This is a genomic window from Roseibium sp. Sym1 (genome assembly GCF_027359675.1).
Classification (GTDB): Bacteria; Pseudomonadota; Alphaproteobacteria; order Rhizobiales; family Stappiaceae; genus Roseibium.
The window spans coordinates 4,364,962-4,389,381 of sequence record NZ_CP114786.1; the positions used below are offsets into that span (position 1 = coordinate 4,364,962).

Genomic DNA, 24,420 nt, shown 5'->3' on the forward strand with positions numbered 1-24,420 from the left:
CGGAAAAGCGTTAGCATGCTGTTAACCCTGACGACTTCTAAATGAAGAAGCAGGAAGTAATGCGTCGCCCGTTTGACCGTTCCCCGCCGGTAATACGCCGTCCGGGGAGACCGGAACCGAAGGAGGAGACGATGGGCACTTTGTTGGACTTTTCATCAGCACAACGGCCAACTTCACGCGTAGGTCACCGCTCCAATCAACGCCGCTCGGACAGTTGCGACAGTTTTGGTGAAGTTATCCTCTTCCCAGGCGTCCGGTACGAGCGTCACGACCTTGATCTTGCCGCACGAATCGCGACCATCGGAAAAGCGGCGGGACCTGTAGGCTCCGACAAGGACTGACAGTCCTGGCCTTCTCAGCCGCTTGTGGGGACCCAAACGACCAGCGGTCTGGAGACACGCCCGATGGGCTTAGGCAACGTGGTTCAAAGCACCGCCGCGTCCATAGCGGACAGCAGGCAGGGCATGGGGCAGGGCATCAGGATCGTCAGCGCCCTGCTGGTTGCCGCCGGGCTGGCCGCATGCGTTCGCCCGACCGGCGATTTCGACCGCGCGAGACCTTCCGTTATCCATGACAAGTTGATGCCGGCTGCCGGGGACGAAGCCGCGCGGCTGCGAGGAGACCCGGTCTCCAAATTCAACTACACCAACGACGAAAAACTGATGCGCAACCGCGGCTGGACGCTGATCCGTCCGCCTTGGACCAAGGACTGGATCGGCGGCACCATGGTTGAATTGTCGCGCACGCGGGTTCTGCCCGAGGTCGAGGGCAGGGTGCCGCCGGATCTCTACCTGATCTACCTGCGCTCGGACAAGTTCCAGTCCTCGGACGCACGATACGACAAGATCGCAGCCGACGCGTCCGGTGACGCGGAACTGGTCATGCCCTTCTGCGAGGTCGCCCTTCGCGTCAAGAAAGCTGACGACGAGCGCCTGCGCATCCTGCAGAACAAGCCGGTGACGACTGAAGAGACTTATGACGGCGCCAAGGCGCGTGTCTGGGAAAACCGGGTGATGATCAAATGGGTGGGACAAGCCTTGCGCTACCGCATCATCGCCTACAAGAAGGCGCTGGACGGTCTTGAGATCGAAACTCCGACCAGGGACAGGGTCTGGAAGGTCAACAACGCCATTCGCGAACTGGAAGGCCAGGTGCGCATCGCCGAAGCCGGCTGTGACCCGGACAAGCGCTACGGCGATGACAAACCCGTGCGGCGCTCGCGAATTTACAAGGGCTGGGGCCTGGAGCGGGAACCCGTCCAGAAATAGGGACCACGGTCCCCGTCGTCAGGCAGCCTGGCGCATTTGGTGGCCCGTTTGCGGGGCGCGTCCCGTGTTCTCAGACATAATCACGTCCTGACGCGCGTCCCGCGAAATAGAGTATCGCTGCGAAACAGGCATAAAACACGCCGAAAGACAGCATTTCAATAATCAGCAGGACCTCGTAGACGACCGTGAAAAAGCTTTGGGGAATTACCAGCGCAAACCCGATCCACAGAAACACCAGCAGGGCGAAGGCCTGGGACAACCGGCCGAGATGATTTCTTCCCGAGTACAGACCGGTATCAATCCGGCCGGCTCCAAAGCCCAGTACAAAGGGTATGAAGTGCAATACCGCGCCTGCGGCGTAAAGTCGGTAATCCGTAGCCCCGGCCCCCGGTTCTTGAACTCCAGATTCTCGAGATCCACGCTACAGGGAAAGACCTCATCCGTGCCATTGCAAAGTGGCGTTCAGGACCATGCAGCGCGTTCTGTCCACAACGGCAGACCCGGTGCCTGAAGGGGGAGGCAACGGCATGTCGCGCTCCGTGGAACCGACAGGGTGACACCCTGGTTCGGGAACGCGACAGTACAGGCGAGGCACTGCCGGCGATCCCGCATGGCCTGTCCATGGCTCGGAGCTTGCGGCCAGGCCGTTTCATCGGCCAATCGCTCTCAGATACCGCCGCAGCTGGCCGACTTGAGTGCCTGATCGACAGTGCCGGCACGGGAGGCGTGCGGCACATAGGCCCTGAGGAGTGCAAAACCGCTGATCGGCGCTTCCGTTTCGATCACGATCAGGTCTTCCAGGTTCTCCGGCGGATTTTCACGCAGGATGGACAGCTGTTGCGTTGTCAGGACCAGCATGGACAGGCGTTCCGCGCCGGCGGTGCGGTTGTTGAGGCTGTAGACGGCCTCGCCGGCCGCGTTGAACAGGCCAATGGACCAAAACGGAACCGGTATGCTGGCATCGAAGAGGACCGGTCCGTCCGCAAGCTGAAAGCGGCAGGCGGCATGTTTCATGGCAGGGTCGAGGTCGGGAAGCGCCTCCGCACCAGGACGGACATCCGGCAGAAGGTTGAACTGCCGGTCGGGCCCGTGGCTGGCGACATTGTCATAGGCACTGTGCTGAATGTTTTTCGGGATCGCGAGCACGACCAGGATGTGGATGATCGCCGCCAGGCACAGTGTTGCCAGCAGGCCGACCGTCATGGAAAAGCGTGGCGACAGCGTCATGGGCAGCCCTGCCTGTCGATCACCGGCATGCTGACACCGTCCAGAGCGGCGCCGGTCGTGACCGGAGCGTCATACAGCCTCAGAACAAAACGCAGGCCGTCGCCGGCCTTGGCATTGGCAGCCAGCGGCAGCCAGTTGCCCGAGTGTGGTCGGCGCGCCGCGCTGATTTCGAAGGTTCCGTCCGGCGCGCGCAACAGCGTGTCGCTTGCAAGGTTGACCCGGCCGGGCAGGGTGTCGACGAGCCGTCCATGACCGTCGACCGCGGTCAGTGTCCACAGCCGCGCGGACGGGGTCTGGCCCGCGATCCGGTAGATGCAGGTCGGATCCAGCTGGTGGCCGGCGCTGTCCTTGCGGGCGACCAGGGCGAGGCCTTCGCCGGAAGCCAGTGGAATGACCGCGCCACGGGTATAGATCGCCACGGAATAAGGATCGGCTTCGGCCGTGCCCGCCTTGGGATAGGCATGCCAGGGTCCAATGGTCACCGCATTGAGCGGTTCCTCGCGCTCGATGATGAGATAGGCGGAGCTGATACCCAGAAGAGCTGCCAGCAGCACCACCAGCGTGACGGTGGCCAGCGTGCGCAGGGGATGGCTGCGGTAAGGCCGGATTGCCCGCGGCAGATCGGTGTCGAGCCAGTTCGTCTCGCCATGGATGGAGCGCAAGGATGTTTCGCTCATTGCACCGCCACGGCGTTGGTGTCGGCCGGGACCGGCGCGCGGGCGCTTTGCCGTCCCAGCAGCTGTCGCAGGTCCTGGCCGATTCGGAGCAGGAGGTCCTGGGTGCGCCGTTTCAGGACGCGCGGCTGTGCCGTTTCCGTTTCCTTGTCGGTCTGCCGGGACGGGGCCGTACGTGCCAGGCGTGGCAGGTTCTCCGCGTCGACACCCGGCATGCGCGCGAGTTCGATGCCGTTGTGCGCAAACTCGTTGTATTTTTGCCAGGTCATGGCGGGCAAACTGCCACCCGTGACCCGCCGCGTCGATGAGAAATCGTCATTGCCGAACCAGACGGCAGTCGCGAAATTGCCGGTATAGCCAACGAACCAGGCGTCGCGGTAGGCATTGGTGGTGCCGGTCTTGCCGGCAGCGACAACGCCATCGATCCGCGCCCTGCGGGCCGTTCCGGCCTCGACCACGTTGACCAGGATATCATTCATCTGGTGGACCTTGTCCTCCGGCAGCACACGCACCGGTGCAGGTTCATCGCGGTCGCGCTGGTAGAGCACCTTGCCGTTGCTGTTCTTGACTTCAAGGATGGCATAGGCGGGGGCCTTGAAGCCGCCATTGGCGAAAGTGGAATAGGACGAGGCCATGTCGATGACGGAAACCTCCGACGAGCCGATCGGCAGGGAAATCGAATTTTCCAGCTCGTGGGTGAGGCCCATGGCATAGGCGGTCTCGATGATCTTCTCGCGGCCGAAATCCAGCGACAGGCGCACCGGGATCGTGTTGATCGATTTGGTCAGCGCAAGTCTCAGCGTGACCGGGCCGCGGTAACTCCTGTTGTAGTTCTTCGGCGACCAGTTCCCGATCCACACAGGCCTGTCCGAAACGATGCTCTCGGGCTCGTATCCGTTCATGAAGGCCGTCATGTAGACAAAGGGTTTGAAGGAAGAGCCCGGCTGGCGCAGGGCATTCACGGCCCGGTTGAACTGGCTCTCGCCGTAGGATCGGCCACCGACCATTGCGACCACGGCGCCGTCGGGAATCATGGAGACCAGCGCGGCTTCGCTGGCATCGCGCAGCTTGCCGTTTTCCCTGAGGATCGTTTCAACGGCAAGATCCGCCTGCCGCTGCAAGGCAGGGTCGAGCGTGGTGCGCACGGTGACGATGCGGTCCCGGGACAGCGCGGGGTTGCGCCGCGCGAGTTTCTTCACCTCGTCGAGTGCCCAGTCGAGGAAATATTCCGGAAGCTGCTCCTGCGAGCGGTCAACCGCCAACGCGGGATTGCGGCGGGCGCCGATCACCTGGCCCTCGGTCAGCAGGCGTGCCTGGACCATGTTGGTCAGCACCTCGTTGGCACGGGCTCGCGCCGCAGGCAGGTTGATATGCGGCGCATATTTGCCCGGAGCCTTGAACAGGCCGGCCAGCATGGCGCTTTCGGACAGGGTCAGTTCGCGCACGTTCTTGTTGAAATAGAACTCCGAGGCGGCGGTCACGCCGAAGACGCCGCCGCCCATATAGGCGCGGTCCAGATAGAGTTTCAGGATTTCCTGCTTCGTCAGGTTGGCTTCCAGCCAGAGCGCCAGATAGGCCTCCTTGATCTTGCGGCTGAGGCTGCGCTCATTGGTGAGGAAGAGGTTCTTGGCGAGCTGCTGGGTCAGGGTCGATCCGCCCTGGACCACGCCGCCTGCGCGGGCATTTTCCACCATGGCACGGAAGGTGCCGAAAAAATCGATGCCGAAGTGGCTGAAGAAGCGCCGGTCTTCCGTTGCCAGCGTTGCCTTGATCATCGAATCGGGAATTTCCTCCAGCGGCACGCTGTCATTGAGGACAATGCCACGGCGGCCGATTTCCTTGCCGAAGCGGTCGAGGAAGGTCACGGCGAAGTCGTCGGTGGTCTTCCAGTCGGCATAGCGCGTGGCCTCGAAGGCCGGTTGCGCAAACGCCAGCACGACGATGAAACCCGCCAGGCCATAGGTCAGCCCCTCGGAAGAGACTTCGGCCAGAAAGCGCCAGATCCCCTTGGCGCGGAACCGCCGCAAGAACGCGTCATATCCCTCGAACACGCGGCGAAGCGCGGCCCCCATCCTCCACAGCGCGGTGTCGACAAAGGCATCGATCCCGAGGAAGAACCGGCGAATCCTGTGCCGCTTGACCGGAGGCTCTGCGGCCGGAGCCTCGGAAGGGCCGGTGTCTTGTGGATGCGGGTTGTCCGTCACGCGAACAGTGTCTCCGGGTCGATTGGGGCTGGTCCAAATTAGCGGTTTTTCCAATCAAGGAAAACCGGTCAATCTTCCGGACCATGTGATTCCAGTTTAGCGATATTTCCCGGAAAAAGCCTTCTTTTCAAACACTATTCAACACCTGCAACTTGTCGCGGCAGACCCGGCATGCTAGGCGCCGGTCAGACGCGGCACCCAAAAGGCACCAATTACCGATGAGCGCAAACGACAATGCGGAGGCGCTTCCTTTCTGGAAGACGAAGACGCTGGACGACATGAGCGGTGCGGAATGGGAATCGCTGTGCGACGGCTGTGCCCGGTGCTGCCTGAACAAGCTGGAAGACTGGGACACGGGCGAGATCGTGTGGACCGATGTCGCCTGCACGCTTCTGGATGGCGACAGCTGCCGCTGCCGGGACTATGCCAATCGCGCAAAAACCGTGCCCGATTGCATTCAGTTGACGCCGAAAGAGGTCAGAACACTTTCCTGGCTTCCGCCCACTTGCGCCTACCGCCTCGTGTCGGAGAACCGGGACCTTTACTGGTGGCATCCGCTGGTTTCAGGGGATCCGGAAACGGTCCATCAGGCCGGCATATCGGTCCGCGGCCGAACGGTGCCGGAGGACGGGATGGCCCTGGAAGACTACGAGCACCACGTGGTCTCCTGGCCGGGCGAGAGTCCCGACTAGGCTGGAGTGACAAGGCCCTGACCGGCCGGCTGGGCCCGGAGGATGTCAGCCGTCCGAAATCAGGAAGGCTTCCACATGCCGGCGCAGGCGCGCCTCCAGGGACTTGGGGTCCGTCAATTGGTGGCTTTTCAGCAGAATGGCTCCATGGATCATGAAGGCAATCAGCCCGTCGACCAGTTCTGCCGGCTGCCTGTCCCGGCGCAGGCGAGGCTGCAGCGTCGGTGATTGCTGCCAGACCGTGAGGAAATCCGCCAGGTCCGCGTCCAGTCCGTCAAGCGTGGCGACGAACTCTTCGGCACAATTCGGTTTGGTGACGCCGATGTTGTCCAGGAACAACCGCAGGATTGTCGGACTGTCGGTGATCACGGACACAAGGGCCATCATGCGCCGGGTGACCAGGCCGACCGGATCGGCGATGTGTTCGGCCTGGCCTGTATCCACCGCGGCTGTCGCGCGCAGGGCGTTCAGCCGGTCGAGCAGAACGTGGGACAACAGCCCGTCCATGTCGCCAAAATGCGCAAACACCGTGCCCTTGGCCACGCCGGCCTCTTTGGCAATCGCGTCGGCGGTGACCAGTTCCAAGCCATGCTTCTGACTGAGATCACGGGCTGCCGCCAGCAATCGTGCGCGCGTGGCAATGCTGCGTTGCTGTGGTTTGCGTGTCATGAAACCTCATTAAAATTGACCGTGGTCAAAAAATATCTTGACGCATCTGTATAACGCTGTCAAAAACTGACCGCGGTCAATTTTTTGAATTGCCGTGACCACTAACAGACATGGGAAGTGATATGACACGCATACTTGTCCTGGACGGACATCCAGCCGATGGCGCGTTCTGCGGTGCCCTCGCCAAGGCTTACGCAGGCCAGGCAACGGATAAAGGGCACGATGTCAGGCTCCGGCACCTGTCGGCCATGGCATTCGATCCCGATTTCGGCGTCTCGAGTTTCAGGGATGCCAAACCGCTGGAACCGGATCTTGAAGCGATCTGGGAGGATATCGGATGGTGCCAGCATTTCGTCGTGGCGCATCCGTTGTGGTGGGGGGGCATGCCGGCCAAGCTGAAAGGCCTTTTCGACAGGATTCTGTTGCCCGGGGCCGCATTCAAGTATGTCAGCGGCAAACCCCTGCCGGAGAAGCTGCTCAAGGGGCGCACGGCGGAGGTTCTCGTGACTTCCGATACGCCCGGCTGGTATTTCCGCTGGATATACGGTTCAGGCGTCAGAAAGCAGACCGAGAAGCAGATCCTCGACTTTTGCGGCCTGAAACCGAAGGGCTATCACATGTTCTCGCCCATTCGCGGATCGGACGACAACGGACGGACAAAGATGCTTGCCCGTGCGGCTGGTCTCGGAGCGCGCGCGTGATCCCGCATAAATACTATTTCCCTGCCGCCGCCCCGTCGGCAACGGCCTGCCGGTGTTTGTGCTCGTTCGAAAAGACAAGATAATACTGATAGATGTTGCCGACGTAGTCGACCGGCTGCCGGCCGATCTCGGAGGCAACAATCCATTCCACGTTGCCGAACCATTTGTCCGGATCATATCCGTGTTTGCGGGCTTTCTCGCGCAGCCGTTCGAAGCGGCTGGGCCCGGCGTTGTAGGCGGCCAGGGCGAAAAACGCCTGATTGGCTTCCTTGGTTTTCAATCCCGGAAAATAGTGGTCTGCCAGAAAACGCAGGTACTTGACGCCGGCATGGACATTCTTGTCCGCGTCCGCATCGATCCCGTCGATATTGATCGGGCTGCCGGCGGCGGTTGCAGGCTTGATCTGCATCAGTCCGACGGCACCCGCATTGCTGCGCGCCTTCGGATCAAACCGTGATTCCTGGAAACTCTGGGCGGCGATCAGCAGCCAGTCGACGCCGTATTCTGTGCCGTATTTCTGGAAGATCCCGCGAAAGTGGGCAAGCGCGCTCTGGTAGTCCTTCTTGCGCATGTCCTTCAGGTAGGTGGCTTCCTTCAGGTACCGCTTGAACAGGATATTGCCCAACAGTGTGCCTTTTTTGACCGTGGCCGCAAAACCGTTGACCTGCTCAAGGAGTTTCGGCGCGGCCTTGCGCACGGCGATCGCGATTTCACCGTCCGTACGAACCGCTGCATCGGGGTGGATTTTCAGCCCGTCCAGCACCTGCAGCCACAAGTCTGCCTTGTGCCGGTCGACAATGACGGTCTCGACGGCTCCCGCCGATACCATTTCCAGCAGATCGTCGTCTTCCAGCTGTTCGTCGGCCGGGACAATTTCAACGGGTGCCTTGCCGGCCTTTTTCAGTGTTTCGTTCAGGGACTTGAGGCTTTGAAAATAGGAGGCCGACTTGCGCACGGTGATGCTTTTTCCCGACAGCGCCTGCGGAGAGGATATCGTGTCGACCGTGTCGGAGGTAACGGGAACTTCGTGAACCTGCGTCAGCAACGGAGCGGAAAAGGACACGAGGTCCTGGCGGTCCCTGGTGATGGTCAGGTTGCCGAGAGCGATATCGCCGCGTCCTTGCGACAGATCGCTGAACAGGCGGTGCCGGGGGGTGGGGATCAGGACAAGCTTGGCATCGCGGACCTTTTTTCCATGCAGCTTGTGCAGATGCTTGTCGAACTCCGTCATCAGATCGACGGCGCTGCCACGCTGCACACCCTTGTCGATGAAATAGCCGGTTTTCGAGAACGGGATCAGGACCCGGATATAGCCCCGTTTGATCAAGGCGTCGAAATCGCCGTCAAAGGGATCACGCAGCTTGTCTTCCAGGACTTTTTCCAGCCCGGTGCCCATGGCCTTTACAGTTGCGCCGCTTGCAACGAGGATCCCCGCGGCGAGAAGCAAGAAGGCGAGGTGAACGGCGTGGACGGATATTGCTCTGCGGCGCGGCTGCATTTTCTGTCTCGCGGGCTGTGACTGCTGCCGCAGTAAAAACGCGTAACCGGCGGGGATCAAGTCTGAACAGAAAACCGGCCTGCGGTTTGGTGGGGCCGGACCTTCAGCCGCTTCCGCCCGAAGGAACGCATCGGATGGTTTGGGGCGGTCTTCCGGGGAGGCGGCTGCCACACAAGGTGAAGGTCCGGTCGAACGCGCCGTGCGAGGACTGCCCGTCAGCTTCCGAAGCGCTGCTGCCAGGTCGGCAACGGGTCTTCGGCCGCCGGAGTCGCGTGATAGATTCCCCTGGCGATCGCCCGTGCAAGGCAGGAGGCGGCCGAGGCGCCGAGCTGGACCATGTCTTCCAGTCCGTTTTCAAGCGCACGCTGGCCTGTCGACAGGGCAAAGACCAGGTCTCCGTCCAGCGGTGTGTGCGCCGGCCAAAGTGCCCGGGCAAGACCATCATGGGCCATGACGGCAAGGCGCTTGGCTTCTCCCTTGGTCAGCACCGCATCGGTCGCAACGGCGGCAATCGTGGTATTTGCGCCCGCTTTCAACCCGTCCAGCTTGGTACGCACCGTGGTGCAGTCGGCCGGCAGTGGATGTGCCGGGCCGCGGCCTCCGAATTCCGTTCCGACCTCGAACGGGGCGGCCCAGAAATGCGCGGTGTCGCCGACCGTGGCCCGCCCGAGGGCGTTGACGGCGACGATGGCGCCGACCGTTATGCCGTTGTCCAGGACCTGCGAGGCGGAGCCGAGCCCGCCCTTCAGGTTGGCGGTCGTCGCCCCCGTTCCGGCACCGACCGAGCCGAGCGCAAAATCGTGGCCGATGGCGTCCAGCGCCGATCGTCCGAGATCGCGATAGGGCGCCGCCTGACCCCAGCTCTTGTCACCGCCGTTCAGAAGATCGAACAGGATGGCGGTCGGCACGATCGGGACGCGGACCGGACCAACCTGGAAACCGTAACCCAGTTCGGCAAGGCGTCCCTGGACTCCGGCGCCGGCGTCCAAACCAAAGGCCGAACCGCCCGCCAGGACAATCGCGTCAATCCGGTCGACGGTCTGCTCGGGCTCGAGCAGAGCGATTTCACGGGTTCCCGGAGCACCGCCGTGAATGGCAACGGACGTCACGGCCGCTTCATCGGGAACCAGCACGGTCGCACCGGATTTCAGGTCCTGATCGGATGCATTGCCGACCTTCAGGCCGGGGACATCGGTAATCAGATTGCGTTGGCCGATCATGAAGGGGTCCCGTGAAACGATGCGGAGAGGGGAAAGTCTGCGCGCGCGGCGCTCAGGTGTCGAGGCTTTTGTAGCCGCGCCTGACGTAAAGCAGGGATTTGCCCGGATCGGTCATGCGCAGATCGGCAACGGTGCCGACGATGATGGAATGCGTGCCCATCTCCATGACCGTGTGAACTTCGCAATCGACGCTGAGCCGCGCGCTGTCGAGGGCAGGGCAGCCGGTGGCGAGTTCCGTCCACTGACCCTTGGCGAACCGGTCGGGCATCTCCAGCTTGTCGCGTCCGGCGAAGGAATCGGAAATTGCCTCGTGATCGTCGCTCAGGGTGTTGAGGCAAAAACAGCGGTTTTCGAGAACCGCGTCGTGAATGCGGATTTCACGATTGAGGCAAATGAGAATGCTGGGCGGGTTGTCGCTGACCGAACAGGCGGCGGAGACGGTTGCGCCCATGCGTCCGGCCGGTCCGTCGGTGGTCACAACATGAACCGCGGCGGCAATGCGGCTCATGGCCTCGCGAAAGCTCGTGGTGTCCAGCGGCAGCCTGTCCTGTTCTTTCGGATCCGGCGGGGAAGAGGACATTCATTCAGCTCCTTGGGCGCGCGGCGCGGGAATCAAATAGATCGATCGTGTACCGCGGAAGTTTAAGCGCGCCATGAGGTACTGCCTAGGCCTTCGGCCGGTCAAGCCGTCAGCCATGTTTCAAGATGGTTTATGGTGCCTGCCGGGACCAGCACCAGCAATTTGTAGGGCGGCGGATTGAGCTCGGTTCCTGCACGCGCTAGGGATAGGAGACAGACAACCGATTGCCGGAGTGGCGTATGATCATTCACAAACTTGCAGCCAGCCTGGGCCTATTGGCTGCCTGTGTTTCTTCTGCTCCTGCCATGGCCGACATTCATATCGCTGTTGCCGGACCCATGGACGGGCAGTTCGGCGCCTTTGGCGAACAAATGCTTGCGGGAGCCGCACAGGCCGTTGCCGATATCAACGCGGCCGGCGGTGTCAACGGTCAGGAACTCATCCTGGAAGCGGTCGACGACGGTTGTGAAGCGGAACAGGCGGTCGCCGTCGCCAACCAGCTGATCGGCAAGGGGGTCGTCTTCGTCGCCGGGCATTTCTGCTTTGGTGCCTCCGTTCCCGCGAGCGAGGTTTACGCGCAGGCGGGCATCGTCCAGATTTCGCCGGCGACGACCTTGCCGAAATTTACCGACGAACGCGCCGGTCGGGGCGTGTTTCGCCTGGCGCCGCGCGATGATCAGCAGGCCGAGGTTGCCGGACGATATCTGGCCGGGAATCATGCCGGCGAACGCATCGCCCTCCTTCATGACAAGACCGCCTACGGCAAGGGACTTGTCGATGCGGTCAAATCGGTGATGAACGGTCTTGGAACCAGCGAAAGCATGTCGCTCGGATTTGACGCCGGCAAGGACGACTACCGTGATCTGGTGACACAGCTCGCTCTTGAGAATGTCAGTGTGGTCTATCTTGGCGGGTATCATCCCGAGGCGGGTTTGATCAGGCTGGAAATGGAGCGTCAGGGGCTTGAGGCGGCCTTGATTTCCGGCGATGCGCTGATGACGGACGAGTTCTGGTCGGTGGCCGGACCGGCGGGCGAAGGGACCTTGCTGACCTATCCCGAAATTCCGCGCCAGATGCCATCGGCCCAAAAGGTGGTTGCCGCGCTTGAGGAAGCCGGGTTGCCGGCGGAACGGTATGCGCTGACCACCTACGCGGCGGTCCAGACATGGGCCAGGGCGGCCGAAAATGCGGGCAGCACCACGTTGAAGAACGTGGCCGCCGAGCTTGAGACAGGCGTCTTCGAGACTGTCCTTGGCTCGATCTCCTTTGATGACAAGGGCGATGCCGGTGTACCTGCCTATGTCTGGTTCGAGTGGCGTGACGGTGCTCCCCAGCGCCGATAGACTGTGCGCGGGTCGAATTTGGACACCGGAACGGAAAAGCGCGCACCTGGAGCAGGGTGCGCGCATTTTTCTGGAATGGAAACAGACCCGGATCAGCTTCGGCGACCGGTCCCGCTGATCTTCAGGTTGACCTTGTCCGCATAGAGCGGCTGGCCGGCCTTCATGCCGTAAAAACTTCTGAAGAAGCCACCTGAAACCTCAAAGCCGACGCGGCCGTTACCCTTGGTGCCGGTGAGCTTGACGGAAAGCTTGGTGCGTTTGGTCTGGCCGCGCAGGGTGAGAACACCTTCGACATCCGCGCTGTTGGCACCGGTGATGCGCACGCGTGTGCTCTTGAAGGTCGCGACCGGGTATTTGGCGACGTCGAACATGGCCGCGCTCTTCAGGAAACCGGTGACCTTGTCGTTGTTGGTGTGAACGCTTGTGAGGTCGACCTTGACGCTGACCCGGCTATTTTCGGGTCTGGACTGATCGAGGATCATCTTGCCGGACACGGTCTTGAACTCGCCTGTGACCGGACGACCGCCAAGCACCTTGACGGAAAAGCCGGTATCGACATTCGCCGGGGAGAGCGTGTAGGTGCCAGTCAGCGGGCCGGCTGTCGCTTGCAGGGGGACTGCGGCGACGGCAAGCAGGCCGGCAACGGCGGTGAAGGATGCCCTGAGCAGGCGTTTGATGCCAATGGGTCGGGATTGGGTACTGATCATAACAAAGGTCCTCGATCGGGCGTCTTGACGCCTTTGGAAACGGTGAATTCTCCCCGAGGTTCGGGGCGGCCTTCTTGTCCGGAGCCGTTGTCGAAGTATCCCTGTAAAGTCCGGCCGGCATAGTGACACGCGTCACTCTGGACGCTGCACATGTCGCGCGCAGGTCTGTTGCGTGCCCGTTATCTCATTAACCTTCGATTAAGAAAATAGCGCGCTGGCCGTTCTTTCAAGCCCTGTCGCAGGCTAGTGTCTCTCCGAAACATCGGGGTTTGTCATGCGTCCGGCCATATTGTTGCGCGTTCTCCTGCCGACATTTGCATTGCTGAGTTGCCTTGTGGCCAGCGAGCCTGCGGATGCGGCCGAGCTGGTCGGTTTCGCCGATAACCGGTTCCGGCCCGGCACCATCGTCATCAGGAATTCCGAAAAGCAGCTTTACCTGGTCCTGCGCGGCAACAGGGCAATCCGCTACAGGGTGGCGGTTGGCAAACGCCGGAAATCGTGGACCGGGCAAGCTTTCATCACGGCCAAATACATCAAGCCGGATTGGGCGCCCTCGGCAGAAGTCCGCCGGGATCACCCGCATTTGCCTACCTTGATCAAGGGGGGCGCGCCGAACAATCCCATGGGCGTGGCCGCCATGACGCTTTCAAACGGCAATTATGCCATCCATGGCACCAACAGGCCGGGCTCCATCGGACGCGCCGTGTCCTATGGCTGCATCCGCATGGCCAATCACGACATCAAGGACCTGTTTCAACGGGTGAATGTCAGAACGCCCGTTGTGGCGCTTCCCTGAAGCCGTCACCTAGACCTTCCGTGTTTTTCGCCGTGCGGGATCAGACCTTCGGGTGTCTGCCGGTGACTTGCCGTTTGACCCGATCATAGAGGATGCCGATTCCCCGGCGCTATCGCGATCCAGGTAGGTGCCGAGCGTGACCACGATTGCAAGCAGCACGCAGCTCGTCGCCGCGAAAACGAGTTCGAACGGTGCGCTTTTTTCCGCAGTGATATGCAGCTTGTTGAGCAGCACGGCACCCAAGATCATCGGCAACAGGTAAAGCGCAAGCGCGGTGAACTGCAGATAGAAGTTCGGTTTGCCTGGAGAGAAAAAACTCCGCAGGGGCTGCTGGTTCCGAATCCTGACAAGGAGGTCCACCGAGACCAACCACATGGCGAACTGGGTGATGACGGAAAGCTCGTTGCCCCACAGAAAGAACGCGTAGACGGTCTCCGTAAATCCGAGCGAGAGCACCGCCAGACAAATCGAAACCAGAAGCAGCCTGAGCGTTCCCTGGCGTTCATGGGTCAATTCAAAACAGAAACACGCGGCAAGGAAGACAGCCGTTTCGACGGAAAAACGACCGTGGAGACCGGCACTTTCCAGAAAGGTCGTCATGCTGCCTGCCGCAAAAAAGGATATGTGCGAGGGAAACAGGGCTTCGGCGACGCGGAGCCCGGAAATCAGGATCATGGCAAGGCACAGGGGCACCCTCAGCCAGGCTGCCTGGTGCCATTGCGCGCGGAAGAACATCGCAATTGCCAGAATGACAAGGCCCGCCGCGGTCAGCGGATGCGTGGAGGGCAGCGGTGCGCCGAGCATCCCTCCGGCCGACAGGAAAAAATTGTGGGCCAGGCCGAACAGGGCAACAAGCAGAACCGAACAACCAAGCGCCTGATTATAAAGCATTCTTTCCAGACTTGATTGGTCAGGTTTGGTCATTGTCAAAAACAACAATCAGGTTCGTGTGGTCAGGGAATACAGCTTTCGAGTGTAGTGTGGATTGTCTTTGCGTTCGAGTGTGATTTTTAACGATCCCAATCAGGTCCGTGCGGGACAGCGTGTCGCATTTAGTTTCATAATATTGAATATATTGTTGCCACGGGTCCCCAACGACCCCTCCAAAGACCCTGCCGGCGTCTAGTGCCCCAACACGACGCCGGTGGGGTTTCGGGGGCTTGATACACATTGCGACAAAGTCAGCATCTTTCCGGCAAAGATGCGCGACACCTGCCTGCTAGTCTTTGAAAATCAAAGGCGCAAGATATTGCAAACGGGCAAGTGACGTCATGCGAAGCATCTTGAATTCACGTTTATTTCTCTGGGCACTCCTGGCACTGCCTTCGATACCGATGGTGGTGGCGCTGGTGAGCGGAACCACTGCGGAAGACGGCCGTCCGGCCACGGAATTTCTGCTTCATCCGACCGGCGAGTTTGCCGCACGTTTCATGATCGTCGCCATGCTTATCTCGCCATTCCGGTTGTTGTTCCCGAAATCGGGATTCTGGTTCTGGATGGTTCGGCGGCGCCGGTATTTCGGCGTTGCCGCCTTTGCTTATGCAGCGCTGCACACGGTGCTCTATCTGGTTGACATGGGGTCGGCGAAAGCCGTCATGGGCGAATTCTGGAGCCTCGGCATCTGGACCGGCTGGCTGGCATTTTTCATTTTCATTCCCCTGGGTCTGACCTCCAACGATGTCTCCGTGAGGCTGCTTGGACGCAGCTGGCGGCCACTGCAGCGCACGGTCTATGTCGCCGCGGTTGCAACGCTGCTTCACTGGATTTTCGTGCACAACAATCTCGGCGCCGCACTGGTGCATTTGCTGCCGCTTGCCGGCCTGGAGGCCTATCGCGTCTTCCGTCTGTCAGGGGCGGGGACAAGCTCCACACCCGTTTCGTCATAACCACGCATCGAAGGAGATTTGAGATGAATTACACGGTCTACACCGTCCAGTCCCTGCTGGCCGGCCTGTTCGCCTTTCCCGCCTGCGCAACCGGTGTCTTTGAATGCGAGCCGACCGACCGGGCGTCCTGGCTGACGGAGGCCCAGGTCAGCGAGAAACTGGTCAATGAAGGCTGGCAGGTGCGCCGCATGAAGGAAGATGGCGGCTGCTGGGAAGTCTATGGAACGACCCCTGAAGGCCAGCGCGTCGAGGTCTATGTGCATCCCGTGTCGGGCGAGGTCATGCTGATCAACCAGCGTGGGACGATTCTCTATCGCAAGGAGAGCTAGGACGTGCCCGGCGGCAAAGTCCTGCGCCGCTGCAATTATCTGCCTGGCCGGCGTGGGAGAATGTGAACCCGGCAGCAAGGTCAGGCCCGAAGCCAACGTCTCGGATCGGTTTGTTCCGTGACCTTGCCGGAGCCCGTCAGAGCCGCGACCAGATCTTCCACCGCCTCGAGCGAGTGTACTGCGCGGAATTCGTCGACGTGAGGCAGCATGGCGCGGATGCCCTTGGCCTTGGCCTCGAAGCCTTCGAAGCGCAGCAGGGGATTGAGCCAGATCAGGCGGCGGCAGGACCGGTGAAGCCGGTCGATCTCGCGTTCGAGATCCTCGTCCGAGTCGCGTTCAAGCCCGTCGGTGATCAGCAGCACCGTCGGTTTTCCGGATAGAACCCGGCGCGACCAGTGCCGGTTGAAATCGTGCAGCGCCGAGGCGATGCGCGTCCCGCCCGACCAGTCCTCGACACCTTCCGAACACGCTTCCAGGGCCTCGTCCGGGTCCTTCATCCTGAGCTGCCGAGTGACATTGGTCAGCCGCGTGCCGAACAGGAACGTGTGCACATCGCGCCGTTCCGCTGTTGCCGCATGGAGAAAGTGAAGCAGCAGGCGCGAGTACTGGCTCATGGAGCCCGAGATGTCGCAGAGAACGACAAGGGGCGGGCGCTTTTCGGCCTGCTTGCGGAACTTAAGGTCGATGATGTCGCCGCCCGCGCGCATGGAGGCGCGCAGGGTGCGGCGCGGGTCGACCCGGCCCTTGGGCGCAGGCTTCAGGCGCCGCAGCCGGATCCGGTCCATCGGCAGGGTCATGGACCGCAGGGCCTTCTTGGCGTCCTCTATTTCGGCCGCCGTCATCTGTGCAAAGTCTTTGGTCTGAAGAAGTTCCCGGCCGGAAACAGTGAACTTGGCATCCACCTCGATCTGCGGCACGGTTTCCTCCGCCACCCGCTCCTTTGCCGCTTCGAAGGCCTGGGAGACCCGGGTCTGTCCGGCCTTCGGCTTTTCCGGTTCGCCGCGGGGCGGGGCAACCGGCGACAACACGGCCAGCATCTTCTCGATCAGGCCGCGGCTCTGCCAGTAGATCCGGAAAGCTTCGTCGAACAGGATCCGCTGTTCGCGTTTTCGCACGAAGACCGCATGCAAAGTCCAGTAGAGATCGTCCCGGTTCTCGATGCCGGAGACCTCCACCGCGGTGACGGCATCGACCACCGAGGCCGGCCCGACCGGTACTCCGGCCTTGCGCAGCGTGCGGGCGAAATAGACGATGTTGTCCGTGATCCGGGAGCGCAATTCAGGGGAGGCGGGCATGAGAGCCTCCAAAGATGAGCGGGCTCATGTCACCGCTTCTCACGCTGTCACCCCGGACAAGTGCAGCGCAGATCCGGGGCCTACTCGGCTTGCCGCTTGTCGACAGGGGAGAGTGTGCCGCAGTACCACAAAGGGCCATGGAAACTCTCTGGAAATGAGTGGGCCCCGGGTCTCGCGCTGCTCGCCCGGGGTGACACTGAAGATCATTGCGCCTCTTTCCTGCACATGAACGCGTGATCTTGCAGGCGCTGGGGGGCGGTAAATGCATCAGGCGATCCAATGCACTCAAACCGCCGGCATGGATTGCTGCTGGGGGGCTTCCTTGCGGATGTCCTCGACCATCTGGCGCACCTTGGATCCGCGGACGCGTTCGATGTCGTCCTGGTATTTCAGGAGAACGCCGAGCGTGTCGGAAGCCATGTCGGGGTCGAGTGCGATTTCGTTGAGTTCGGATAGCGCTGTGGCCCAGTCCAGCGTTTCGGCAACGCCCGGCTGCTTGAAGAGATCCTCGTCGGCGCGCAGTTTCTGGACAAAGGCGACGACGTCCGCCGCCAGCCGTTCGGCGGCGCCGGGCACCTTGCGCCGGACGATTTCCAGCTCGCGCTCGGCATCGGGGTAGTCGACCCAGTGATAGAGACAGCGGCGTTTCAACGCGTCGTGGATCTCACGGGTGCGGTTGGTCGTGATGATGACGATGGGCGGTTCGGCCGCCTTGACCGTGCCGAGTTCGGGGATGGTGACCTGGTTGTCGGCAAGCACCTCCAGCAGGAACGCCTCGAAGGCCTCGTCGGCGCGGTCGAGTTCGTCGATCAGGAAGACCGGAGCGCCATTGAGCGACGGCTCAAGGGCCTGCAGCACCGGCCGCTTGATGAGGAACCGCTCGTCGAAGATCGACTTGGAGAGTTCAGAATGGTCGGTGTCGCCGGCGGCTTCCGCCACCCGGATTTCGACCATCTGGGCCGGATAGTTCCATTCATAGACCGCGGAAGAAACGTCCAGGCCCTCGTAGCACTGCAGGCGGATCAGGTCGCGGCCGAGTGTCGAGGACAGAACCTTGGCGATTTCCGTCTTGCCGACCCCTGCCTCGCCTTCCAGGAAGAGCGGCCGTTTCATCTTGAGGGCAAGATGCAGGACGGTGGCCAGAGACCGGTCCGCCACGTAGCCCGCCTGGTCCATCAGGGCGAGGGTGTCATCAATGGAATCGGGCAGCGGGATCATGTTTCCTCCGGCGGGGTAAGGCGTTTGTTCCGGTTATATAGGGTATCGAACACCAACAACATTGCGCAGGGACCACAAATTGTGGCGTCCCCCGTGTTCCTCCTTATGGGCATTCCTGTCCGAACCTTCTATAAAAGCGCAAACGATTCAAGGGAGGGGATTGCCGTGTTGCGTCTCAAGCCGCACTTATGTGCCGCCGCTGTCCTGTTTGCCGCACCGGCCGCCCTGGCCTCCGACGGCGCGTATCCGGATGATCCCGTCAGCCTGGCGACGGGCCGGGAGCTTGCCGAAATCCACTGCGCGGCTTGCCACGCCGTCACGGCGGAGGACGTCAGCGCCCAGGAGGGGGCGCCGGCTTTCCGCGACCTGTCCAAACGCTATCCGCTGGAAAGCCTGGAGGAGCCTCTGGCGGAAGGCATCGTCACCGCGCATGACAACATGCCGGAATTTGCCTTCGCACCGGAAGACATCGACGCGTTTCTGGGCTATCTCAGCTCCATCCAATCCAGGTGACGCGGTCTTCAAGTCCCTGGACACGATTGTTAGCAGTGGCGTAAGTGTGCTGCTAAAGTTCTGTTTATGAACAATAATTCTCCCAAAGTCGGGTTTGGTTAACCGGAGATACGTGACACTCTTTTCTTCCAACGAAGAAAGGATTGGCATGAAAACCAGCTCTGACTTTGAAAAACGGCTTCTCGGATTCGGATTGCTGACCGCGGAGATCCTCTACCATCTGCCGGATCATCCCAGGCTCCTGCAGAGCTTTCTGTGGCAGACGGAAGACCTTGCGCCCAAATTCCCTGAACTGAACCGCTTTCTGAGCTTCTGGGAACGGGAAATCGACGGCAGCATCCATTCGGTGCGCGTTGCCCATCAAAAGCTGATTCAACCAGTCGATTTCTGCTATGCGGACGGCGAAATCGTGATCCACTGATCGGGCGCGGCGGCTTCAGCGCGCCGTCAGCCCGAGACCTTCGCCGTCGCGCATGACGGCGCGGGACTGAGGTGTGAAGTCGGATCCGTCGCCCTCGTGCAGGACAAAACCCGGCAGGAGCTGCATGGGACCCCTGCTGGCACGGATCGCACGAACCAGGACACGGGTGGCAGGGGCTTCCGGCCGTGGACGCAGGGGAATGACATCGATTGCCCCGAACCGGCCCTGAAGCACATTCAGGAGCTCCCGCAGGCCGTCGGCGCGGAATATCACCGTCAGGCTGCCGCCTTCGCGGACAATGTCCGTTGCGGTTCGCGCCCAGGGTTCGAGCCCGCGATCATCCAGCATGTGAGCACCGGCACGCGCCGTGTTCGGCGACGCGCGGAACCGGTCGGCTTCGTAATAGGGCGGGTTCATGATGACATGATCGGCGAAAGACGGGGTGAGGCCGGCGGCGTGCCGCAGACTGCCCTTGGCGGTGATGTCGGCTTCAAGAACGGACACCCTTCCGGCAAAGGCCGCATTTGCCGGATCTTCCAGGCCGAGCCGCGCCAGGTCCAGCACGGCGGCATCGATTTCGACCAGCGTGACCTGAATGTCTTCAAGGCGTGCCGCGGCGCAGAAACCCGCGGTCCCGACGCCCGCGCCAAGGTCAACAACATGACCTCGCGTGCCGTCCGGCAACGCGGCGGCCAGGTAGACCGCATCCAGGCCTGCCCGGTGCCGGCCGCGCCTGGGCTGGCGCACATAGACCTTGCCGCCGAGAAAGGCATCGTGTGTGGTTTCCTGGCCGGTTGGTTCCGAAGGCACGGTCACCGTCAGTCCTCTCCGCGTTCCGGCCGCAGCTCATGTTCCAGTCCGGCTTCGCGCACCAGCATGCGTGCCTTCTGGACCTGGTCGCTGTCCACGAGAATGCGCCGCGGGATCATGGCGAGAGAACCTTCCAGGATGCTCATGTTGCCGTCTGCGACAAAATGTTTGATGCCTGCCTCTTCGAGAATCGATTCCAGAAAGGAAATCAGGACGGGATCATTGGTTCTGACGAGTTCTTCCATTAGTTTCCCGGCGTTAGCGGTTCGGCCCTTGCAGGCACGGTGTCGGGCCCCTGGCCACAGGCGGACAGCAAAACCTGCTGATCGCGGCATTTCAACAGTTTGTCAATGGATTGGCGGCTTGCCCCGGAGGCGTTCGCGCCATATTGTCCGCACAAATATTCAGGGAGTGCCGTAAGTGGCCGTTGTTGCAACCTATTCTGACGATCAGCCGCGCCAGCCGAGCATCCAGGCTCTGGTGGACCTCGTGTCCGCGGGAATGGCCGATGTCAATGAACTGATCCTGTCGAAAGCCGGCTCGAATGTCGAGTTGATCCCGGAGATCGCCAAACACCTGATCTCGTCAGGCGGAAAGCGGCTGCGGCCGATGCTGACGCTCGCCTGTGCCGAAATGTTCGGCTACGAGGAAAAGGGGCACGTCACGCTGGCCGCGAGTGTCGAGTTCATGCACACGGCCACGCTTCTTCATGACGATGTCGTCGATGAAAGCGACATGCGCCGCGGCAAGCTGGCCGCGCGCAAGCTCTGGGGAAACCAGGCAAGCGTTCTGGTCGGTGACTATCTCCTCGGCCAGGCCTTCAAGATGATGGTCGATGTGGGCTCGCTTGAGGCCCTGCGCATCCTTTCGAGCGCGTCCGCTGTCATCGCGGAAGGGGAGGTCCTGCAACTGGGCGCCGCCAAGAACATCACCACCACGGAAGCCGATTACCTGCGCGTGATCGAGGCCAAGACAGCGGCGCTGTTTGCCGCTGCCGCCGAGGTCGGGCCGGTGATCGCCGGACAGCCGGAGCCGATGAAGCAGGCCGCGCGCACCTACGGCATGGAACTGGGCTATGCCTTCCAGCTCGTCGACGATGCCCTCGACTATGGCGGGTCATCGGCGGATCTCGGCAAGGATGTCGGCGACGACTTCCGGGAGGGCAAGATCACGCTGCCGGTGGTGCTGGCCGTGGCTCGTGGAACCGATGCTGACCGGGCCTTCTGGAAACGCTGCCTGGAAGGCGAGGAGGTTGCCGATGGCGACCTGGAACAGGCTATCGCGCTTTTGAAGAAATACGACGCCCTGGCCGACACCGTGGAGCGGGCCCGGACGTATGGCAGCAACGCGCTGAAAGCGCTGGAAACATTGCCGCCGGGTGCGCATAACAACGCTCTGGCAGATGCGGTGGCATTTTGTATCTCTCGTGTGAGCTAATCCACGCAAGGTATTGAAAAAATGAATAAAATCCGCCCTCTGGCGAAGGCGGGTTCAGGGCCGGTTCAGGTCAGCGGACCGGACGCAATCCACCAGTCCGGATGATCGGCTCGCAGGCTCCGCTCGATATCCATGGCATTGGAACGTTCGCACAGTCCGAAACAGGTCGCGCCGGAGCCGGACATCCGGGCGAGCTCGATTCTGCCGTCCGCTTCCAGGGCGGTAAGCACCGAGCCGATCTGCGGGCACAGGCCAGCCGCCGGTGCCTGAAGGTCGTTGCGGCACCCTTCCAGATAAGCGGCCAATTGGGCAAGCGTTTCGAATCTTTCCGGCAGGAGCGGCAGGGCGGCATTGTCCCGCTTGTCCAGTGCAGCGAAGACTTCCGGCGTTGAGACGCCGACCTTGGGGTTGACCAGCACGATGCCGCAAGCGGGCAGGGCGGGAGCGGTGGACAGCTCGTCGCCGATCCCGCACATGCGCTGCGGTTCGGGAAAAAGGCACACGGGCACATCGGCCCCGAGAGAGAGCGCGAGCGCGTGCATGTCGTCTTCCGGCAGGTAAATGCCCGTGAAGTCCTCCATAAGGCGCAAGGTTGTGGCCGCGTCGCTGGAGCCGCCCCCGATACCGGAGGCGACCGGCAGTCGTTTGGTCAGGGTCAGCTGAACGTCGGGCAGGGCAATGCCTGCCTTTTCGCAGAAGCGTCTCAGGGCCTTCAGGACGAGATTGTCGTCGGTGGGGCCGGCCAGGTCCCGGGCAAAGGGACCTTCCAGCTTGACGTCCAGGCCAGGGGCCGGTTCAAGGGCGACGCGGTCGCCAATTTGAGGAAAGGCGACGAGAGAGTCGATCAGGTGGTAACCGTCAGGCCGCCTGCCGGTGACGTGCAGGGCAAGATTGACTTTCGCCCGGGCGAGTTCCACCCGGGGCCCGGACATTGAGGCAAGCACCATGGCGCGGGTCCTGTCAGCCGCCGTTCTTGCCGGTCTCGGCCTTGGCCGCGTCTGTTCCCGGCACGTCCTGCAGGCCGTCGGCGATCTTTTTCAGGATCTTAGGAAGTTCCTTTTCCTCCGGCCCGAGATCGCGGGCATGGTTCCACTGGAACCGTGCTTCGTTGCGGCGTCCAACCATCCAGTAGGCATCGCCCAGATGGTCGTTGATGACCGGATCCGCGGGACGCAGTTCGATGGCGCGTTCCAGTTCCTTGACCGCTTCCTCATACCGTCCGAGGCGGAAAAAGACCCAGCCGAGACTGTCGACGATGTATCCGTCCGTAGGCCGCAGTTCGACCGCCGTCTTGATCATCTCGAGCGCTTCGTCGAGTTTGAGGCCCTGGTCGACCAGTGAATAGCCGAGATAGTTCAGGACCAGCGGCTGGTTTTCATTGAGCTCGAGGGCCTTGCGGAAATCGGCTTCGGCCTGTTCCCACTCGCCAAGGCGTTCACGCGCAATGCCACGGAAATACAACAGCGGCCAATGCTTCTCCTCGAACGCGTCGAGGGTGTCGATGCCCTGGGTGTAGACCTTGTTGGCATCATCGTAGATCTCGTGTGACCGAAGAATGTTGCCGAGCGCGATGACGGCTTCCAGGTCGGAAGGGTCGTCTTCGATCAGCGCTTCCAGGTGGGCTCTGGCTTCATCGAGCTTGTCGAGTTCGTTGTAGTTCAGACCGACCTGGATCTCGGCTTCCCGCTTGAGAACACTGTCGGCGGGAACCATCACCAGCGCCTCTATGGCACGGTCCGGCTGTTCCATGCGTTCGAACACGCTGCCGAGAGCGATTGCCGCGAATTCGGCAGTCGGGTCGAGATAAAGCGCAAGCTGAAGATAGGACGTCGACAGTTCCTCGCCGCCGTCCCGTCCGATCACGGCTCCGAGACCATACAGAATTTCCGACATGCCGGACGCCGGGTCGGTCACCATCGGCGGAATTACATCGCCATTGCCGATCATGGCACGGGTCTGATCGAGCTTGGGATGTCCCCGGAATTGTTCGTCGTAACGGTCCAGGGCTTCCAGGGCTTCCTTCTGCCGGCCGTTGGCAGTCAGGACGCGGGCATAGACATCCACAACACGGATGGCACCCTGATCGACCGCGTAGGCGTTTTCAGCGGCCTCGAGCGCTTCCTGGTTGCGGCCGGCGGCAAACAACAGGTGGGTCTTGTGCGTGGCCTTGAACACTTCGAACCAGTCGGGCCCGTTGAGGCCGTCAATGACCTCCAGAGCTTCGTCGATCTTGCCATTGCCGAAAAGCGCCCAGGCTCGCGAAATGCCGATGGAAAGCTGCGCCAGCGGACCGTTGCGGCCCTTGGAAAGAGCCGTGTCGGCTTCTGCATACTTGCCTTCGACCATCTTGGCGCCGCCGAGTGTCAGCTGGGCAAGGAAGTTTTGCAGACCGGCGGCCTCGAGGTCGCCGGCATACCGGACGGCCTGATCGACATCGCCATTGGCCAGCTTCAGCAGAAAGGTCCGCTCGAGCAGCATGGTGTTGGCCGGGTCTGCCGCCAGTGTTTCCTCATAAAAAGCCGCTGCCTGGGCGTAGTCCTTCTGAAATCCGGCGAGACGGCCGGACAGGTAGCTTCCGGACAGGGTGAAAGGCAGGCCGGACGGCGTTCCGTAGTTTTCCGGTTCCGCTGTCGTCTCCGCGACGGCCGCGGCCGGAACAAGGGCAAGCACGCTGACCAGCGCAAGGAGTTTCAGCCTGAGCTGCCTGCGGCTCGATTTCGCAACAGCGCCGGTCTTTTGTGTCATCATTCCTCGCACTTTGGTCTTTCGTCTGGTTGATTGTTGCTTATTGCCTTTGACAATGGCGTCTTTAAGGCTGACCGGCAAGGCGGCCCCGACAACTTTCTGAGGGATTAAATCCTTTTGATTTTGCACATCGTCGGATTTACCGGGTCTTTTGGTATGAGGATGCGGCTTTATGCCAAAAAAGGCTTGA

General features: G+C 61.5%; 26 protein-coding genes. 10 read left to right on the top strand and 16 right to left on the bottom strand.

Annotated elements, in window-relative coordinates; genetic code table 11:
* Nucleotides 1-404 precede the first annotated feature (404 nt).
* On the top strand, nucleotides 405-1,268 hold the full coding sequence (locus O6760_RS19860) for a hypothetical protein (protein ID WP_269581439.1): 864 nt from the start codon (nucleotides 405-407) through the stop codon (nucleotides 1,266-1,268).
* A 70-nt stretch (nucleotides 1,269-1,338) separates the two neighbouring features.
* On the opposite strand, the gene O6760_RS19865 is transcribed toward O6760_RS19860, so the two are convergent.
* From O6760_RS19865 to O6760_RS19880, 4 genes are all read right to left on the bottom strand, one after another.
* Nucleotides 1,339-1,611 (bottom strand): hypothetical protein, encoded by a 273-nt coding sequence (locus O6760_RS19865; protein ID WP_269581440.1) that lies wholly within the window; start codon nucleotides 1,609-1,611, stop codon nucleotides 1,339-1,341.
* 323 nt (nucleotides 1,612-1,934) lie between these two features.
* Nucleotides 1,935-2,495 carry a DUF1254 domain-containing protein gene (locus O6760_RS19870; RefSeq protein WP_269581441.1) on the bottom strand — a complete coding sequence of 187 codons (561 nt, stop codon included), beginning with the start codon at nucleotides 2,493-2,495 and terminating at the stop codon, nucleotides 1,935-1,937.
* Nucleotides 2,492-3,172 carry a DUF1214 domain-containing protein gene (locus tag O6760_RS19875; RefSeq protein ID WP_269581442.1) on the bottom strand — a complete coding sequence of 227 codons (681 nt, stop codon included), beginning with the start codon at nucleotides 3,170-3,172 and terminating at the stop codon, nucleotides 2,492-2,494. Before O6760_RS19875 ends, O6760_RS19870 begins: the two co-directional genes overlap by 4 nt.
* Nucleotides 3,169-5,241 carry a transglycosylase domain-containing protein gene (locus O6760_RS19880; protein ID WP_269586318.1) on the bottom strand — a complete coding sequence of 691 codons (2,073 nt, stop codon included), beginning with the start codon at nucleotides 5,239-5,241 and terminating at the stop codon, nucleotides 3,169-3,171. The genes O6760_RS19875 and O6760_RS19880 overlap by 4 nt, the downstream gene beginning before the upstream one ends.
* 350 nt (nucleotides 5,242-5,591) lie before the next feature.
* Between O6760_RS19880 and O6760_RS19885 the strand changes: the two genes are divergently transcribed.
* A complete protein-coding gene (locus O6760_RS19885) occupies nucleotides 5,592-6,065 on the top strand; it encodes a YcgN family cysteine cluster protein (protein WP_269581443.1) in 474 nt (157 codons plus the stop codon).
* A gap of 45 nt (nucleotides 6,066-6,110) precedes the next feature.
* Here the strand turns inward: O6760_RS19885 and O6760_RS19890 are convergent, their stop codons facing one another.
* Nucleotides 6,111-6,731 carry a TetR/AcrR family transcriptional regulator gene (locus O6760_RS19890; protein WP_269581444.1) on the bottom strand — a complete coding sequence of 207 codons (621 nt, stop codon included), beginning with the start codon at nucleotides 6,729-6,731 and terminating at the stop codon, nucleotides 6,111-6,113.
* 122 nt (nucleotides 6,732-6,853) lie between these two features.
* Between O6760_RS19890 and O6760_RS19895 the strand changes: the two genes are divergently transcribed.
* Nucleotides 6,854-7,432, top strand: coding sequence for an NAD(P)H-dependent oxidoreductase (locus O6760_RS19895; RefSeq protein WP_269581445.1), 579 nt, complete (start codon nucleotides 6,854-6,856; stop codon nucleotides 7,430-7,432).
* Nucleotides 7,433-7,445: 13 nt separating this feature from the next.
* On the opposite strand, the gene O6760_RS19900 is transcribed toward O6760_RS19895, so the two are convergent.
* The 3 genes from O6760_RS19900 to O6760_RS19910 all read right to left on the bottom strand — a co-directional run bounded on the left by O6760_RS19900 (nucleotide 7,446) and on the right by O6760_RS19910 (nucleotide 10,730).
* Nucleotides 7,446-8,930, bottom strand: a complete 1,485-nt coding sequence (locus O6760_RS19900; RefSeq protein ID WP_269581446.1) for a transglycosylase SLT domain-containing protein — start codon at nucleotides 8,928-8,930, stop codon at nucleotides 7,446-7,448.
* A gap of 215 nt (nucleotides 8,931-9,145) precedes the next feature.
* On the bottom strand, nucleotides 9,146-10,150 hold the full coding sequence (locus O6760_RS19905; RefSeq protein WP_269581447.1) for a P1 family peptidase: 1,005 nt from the start codon (nucleotides 10,148-10,150) through the stop codon (nucleotides 9,146-9,148).
* 52 nt (nucleotides 10,151-10,202) lie between these two features.
* Nucleotides 10,203-10,730 (bottom strand): flavin reductase, encoded by a 528-nt coding sequence (locus tag O6760_RS19910; RefSeq protein ID WP_269581448.1) that lies wholly within the window; start codon nucleotides 10,728-10,730, stop codon nucleotides 10,203-10,205.
* 239 nt (nucleotides 10,731-10,969) lie between these two features.
* Between O6760_RS19910 and O6760_RS19915 the strand changes: the two genes are divergently transcribed.
* A complete protein-coding gene (locus O6760_RS19915; protein WP_269581449.1) occupies nucleotides 10,970-12,073 on the top strand; it encodes a branched-chain amino acid ABC transporter substrate-binding protein in 1,104 nt (367 codons plus the stop codon).
* A 92-nt stretch (nucleotides 12,074-12,165) separates the two neighbouring features.
* Here O6760_RS19915 and O6760_RS19920 read toward each other — a convergent pair whose 3' ends face one another.
* The gene (locus O6760_RS19920) at nucleotides 12,166-12,780 is read right to left on the bottom strand and encodes a YceI family protein (protein ID WP_269581450.1); all 615 of its coding nucleotides are present in this window, start codon (nucleotides 12,778-12,780) and stop codon (nucleotides 12,166-12,168) included.
* A 274-nt stretch (nucleotides 12,781-13,054) separates the two neighbouring features.
* Between O6760_RS19920 and O6760_RS19925 the strand changes: the two genes are divergently transcribed.
* Complete coding sequence (locus tag O6760_RS19925) at nucleotides 13,055-13,576, top strand: L,D-transpeptidase (protein ID WP_269581451.1); 522 nt, start codon at nucleotides 13,055-13,057, stop codon at nucleotides 13,574-13,576.
* Between the two features lie 9 nt (nucleotides 13,577-13,585).
* On the opposite strand, the gene O6760_RS19930 is transcribed toward O6760_RS19925, so the two are convergent.
* A complete protein-coding gene (locus O6760_RS19930) occupies nucleotides 13,586-14,467 on the bottom strand; it encodes a hypothetical protein (RefSeq protein WP_269581452.1) in 882 nt (293 codons plus the stop codon).
* A 458-nt stretch (nucleotides 14,468-14,925) separates the two neighbouring features.
* On the opposite strand from O6760_RS19930, the gene O6760_RS19935 reads away from it, so the two are divergent.
* Complete coding sequence (locus O6760_RS19935) at nucleotides 14,926-15,462, top strand: sulfite oxidase heme-binding subunit YedZ (RefSeq protein ID WP_269581453.1); 537 nt, start codon at nucleotides 14,926-14,928, stop codon at nucleotides 15,460-15,462.
* A gap of 23 nt (nucleotides 15,463-15,485) precedes the next feature.
* Nucleotides 15,486-15,791, top strand: a complete 306-nt coding sequence (locus tag O6760_RS19940) for a PepSY domain-containing protein (protein ID WP_269581454.1) — start codon at nucleotides 15,486-15,488, stop codon at nucleotides 15,789-15,791.
* Nucleotides 15,792-15,871: 80 nt separating this feature from the next.
* On the opposite strand, the gene O6760_RS19945 is transcribed toward O6760_RS19940, so the two are convergent.
* On the bottom strand, nucleotides 15,872-17,086 hold the full coding sequence (locus tag O6760_RS19945; protein ID WP_269581455.1) for a vWA domain-containing protein: 1,215 nt from the start codon (nucleotides 17,084-17,086) through the stop codon (nucleotides 15,872-15,874).
* Nucleotides 17,087-17,371: 285 nt separating this feature from the next.
* Nucleotides 17,372-18,304: an AAA family ATPase gene (locus O6760_RS19950; RefSeq protein WP_269581456.1), complete on the bottom strand. Its 933-nt coding sequence runs from the start codon at nucleotides 18,302-18,304 to the stop codon at nucleotides 17,372-17,374.
* A gap of 165 nt (nucleotides 18,305-18,469) precedes the next feature.
* On the opposite strand from O6760_RS19950, the gene O6760_RS19955 reads away from it, so the two are divergent.
* Both O6760_RS19955 and O6760_RS19960 read left to right on the top strand, forming a co-directional pair.
* Nucleotides 18,470-18,817 carry a c-type cytochrome gene (locus O6760_RS19955; RefSeq protein WP_269581457.1) on the top strand — a complete coding sequence of 116 codons (348 nt, stop codon included), beginning with the start codon at nucleotides 18,470-18,472 and terminating at the stop codon, nucleotides 18,815-18,817.
* Between the two features lie 148 nt (nucleotides 18,818-18,965).
* The gene (locus O6760_RS19960; RefSeq protein WP_269581458.1) at nucleotides 18,966-19,238 is read left to right on the top strand and encodes an usg protein; all 273 of its coding nucleotides are present in this window, start codon (nucleotides 18,966-18,968) and stop codon (nucleotides 19,236-19,238) included.
* A 15-nt stretch (nucleotides 19,239-19,253) separates the two neighbouring features.
* On the opposite strand, the gene O6760_RS19965 is transcribed toward O6760_RS19960, so the two are convergent.
* Both O6760_RS19965 and O6760_RS19970 read right to left on the bottom strand, forming a co-directional pair.
* Entirely contained in the window at nucleotides 19,254-20,054 is an 801-nt protein-coding gene (locus O6760_RS19965) for a tRNA1(Val) (adenine(37)-N6)-methyltransferase (protein ID WP_269581459.1), read from the bottom strand.
* Between the two features lie 2 nt (nucleotides 20,055-20,056).
* Complete coding sequence (locus O6760_RS19970; protein ID WP_269581460.1) at nucleotides 20,057-20,293, bottom strand: putative signal transducing protein; 237 nt, start codon at nucleotides 20,291-20,293, stop codon at nucleotides 20,057-20,059.
* Between the two features lie 175 nt (nucleotides 20,294-20,468).
* Here O6760_RS19970 and O6760_RS19975 point away from each other — a divergent pair, with 175 nt between their 5' ends.
* Nucleotides 20,469-21,485 carry a polyprenyl synthetase family protein gene (locus O6760_RS19975; RefSeq protein WP_442969810.1) on the top strand — a complete coding sequence of 339 codons (1,017 nt, stop codon included), beginning with the start codon at nucleotides 20,469-20,471 and terminating at the stop codon, nucleotides 21,483-21,485.
* A gap of 65 nt (nucleotides 21,486-21,550) precedes the next feature.
* Here O6760_RS19975 and O6760_RS19980 read toward each other — a convergent pair whose 3' ends face one another.
* Nucleotides 21,551-22,432, bottom strand: coding sequence for a 4-(cytidine 5'-diphospho)-2-C-methyl-D-erythritol kinase (locus O6760_RS19980; protein WP_269581461.1), 882 nt, complete (start codon nucleotides 22,430-22,432; stop codon nucleotides 21,551-21,553).
* Nucleotides 22,433-22,445: 13 nt separating this feature from the next.
* Nucleotides 22,446-24,233 (bottom strand): tetratricopeptide repeat protein, encoded by a 1,788-nt coding sequence (locus O6760_RS19985; RefSeq protein WP_269581462.1) that lies wholly within the window; start codon nucleotides 24,231-24,233, stop codon nucleotides 22,446-22,448.
* Between the last annotated feature and the right edge of the window lie 187 nt (nucleotides 24,234-24,420).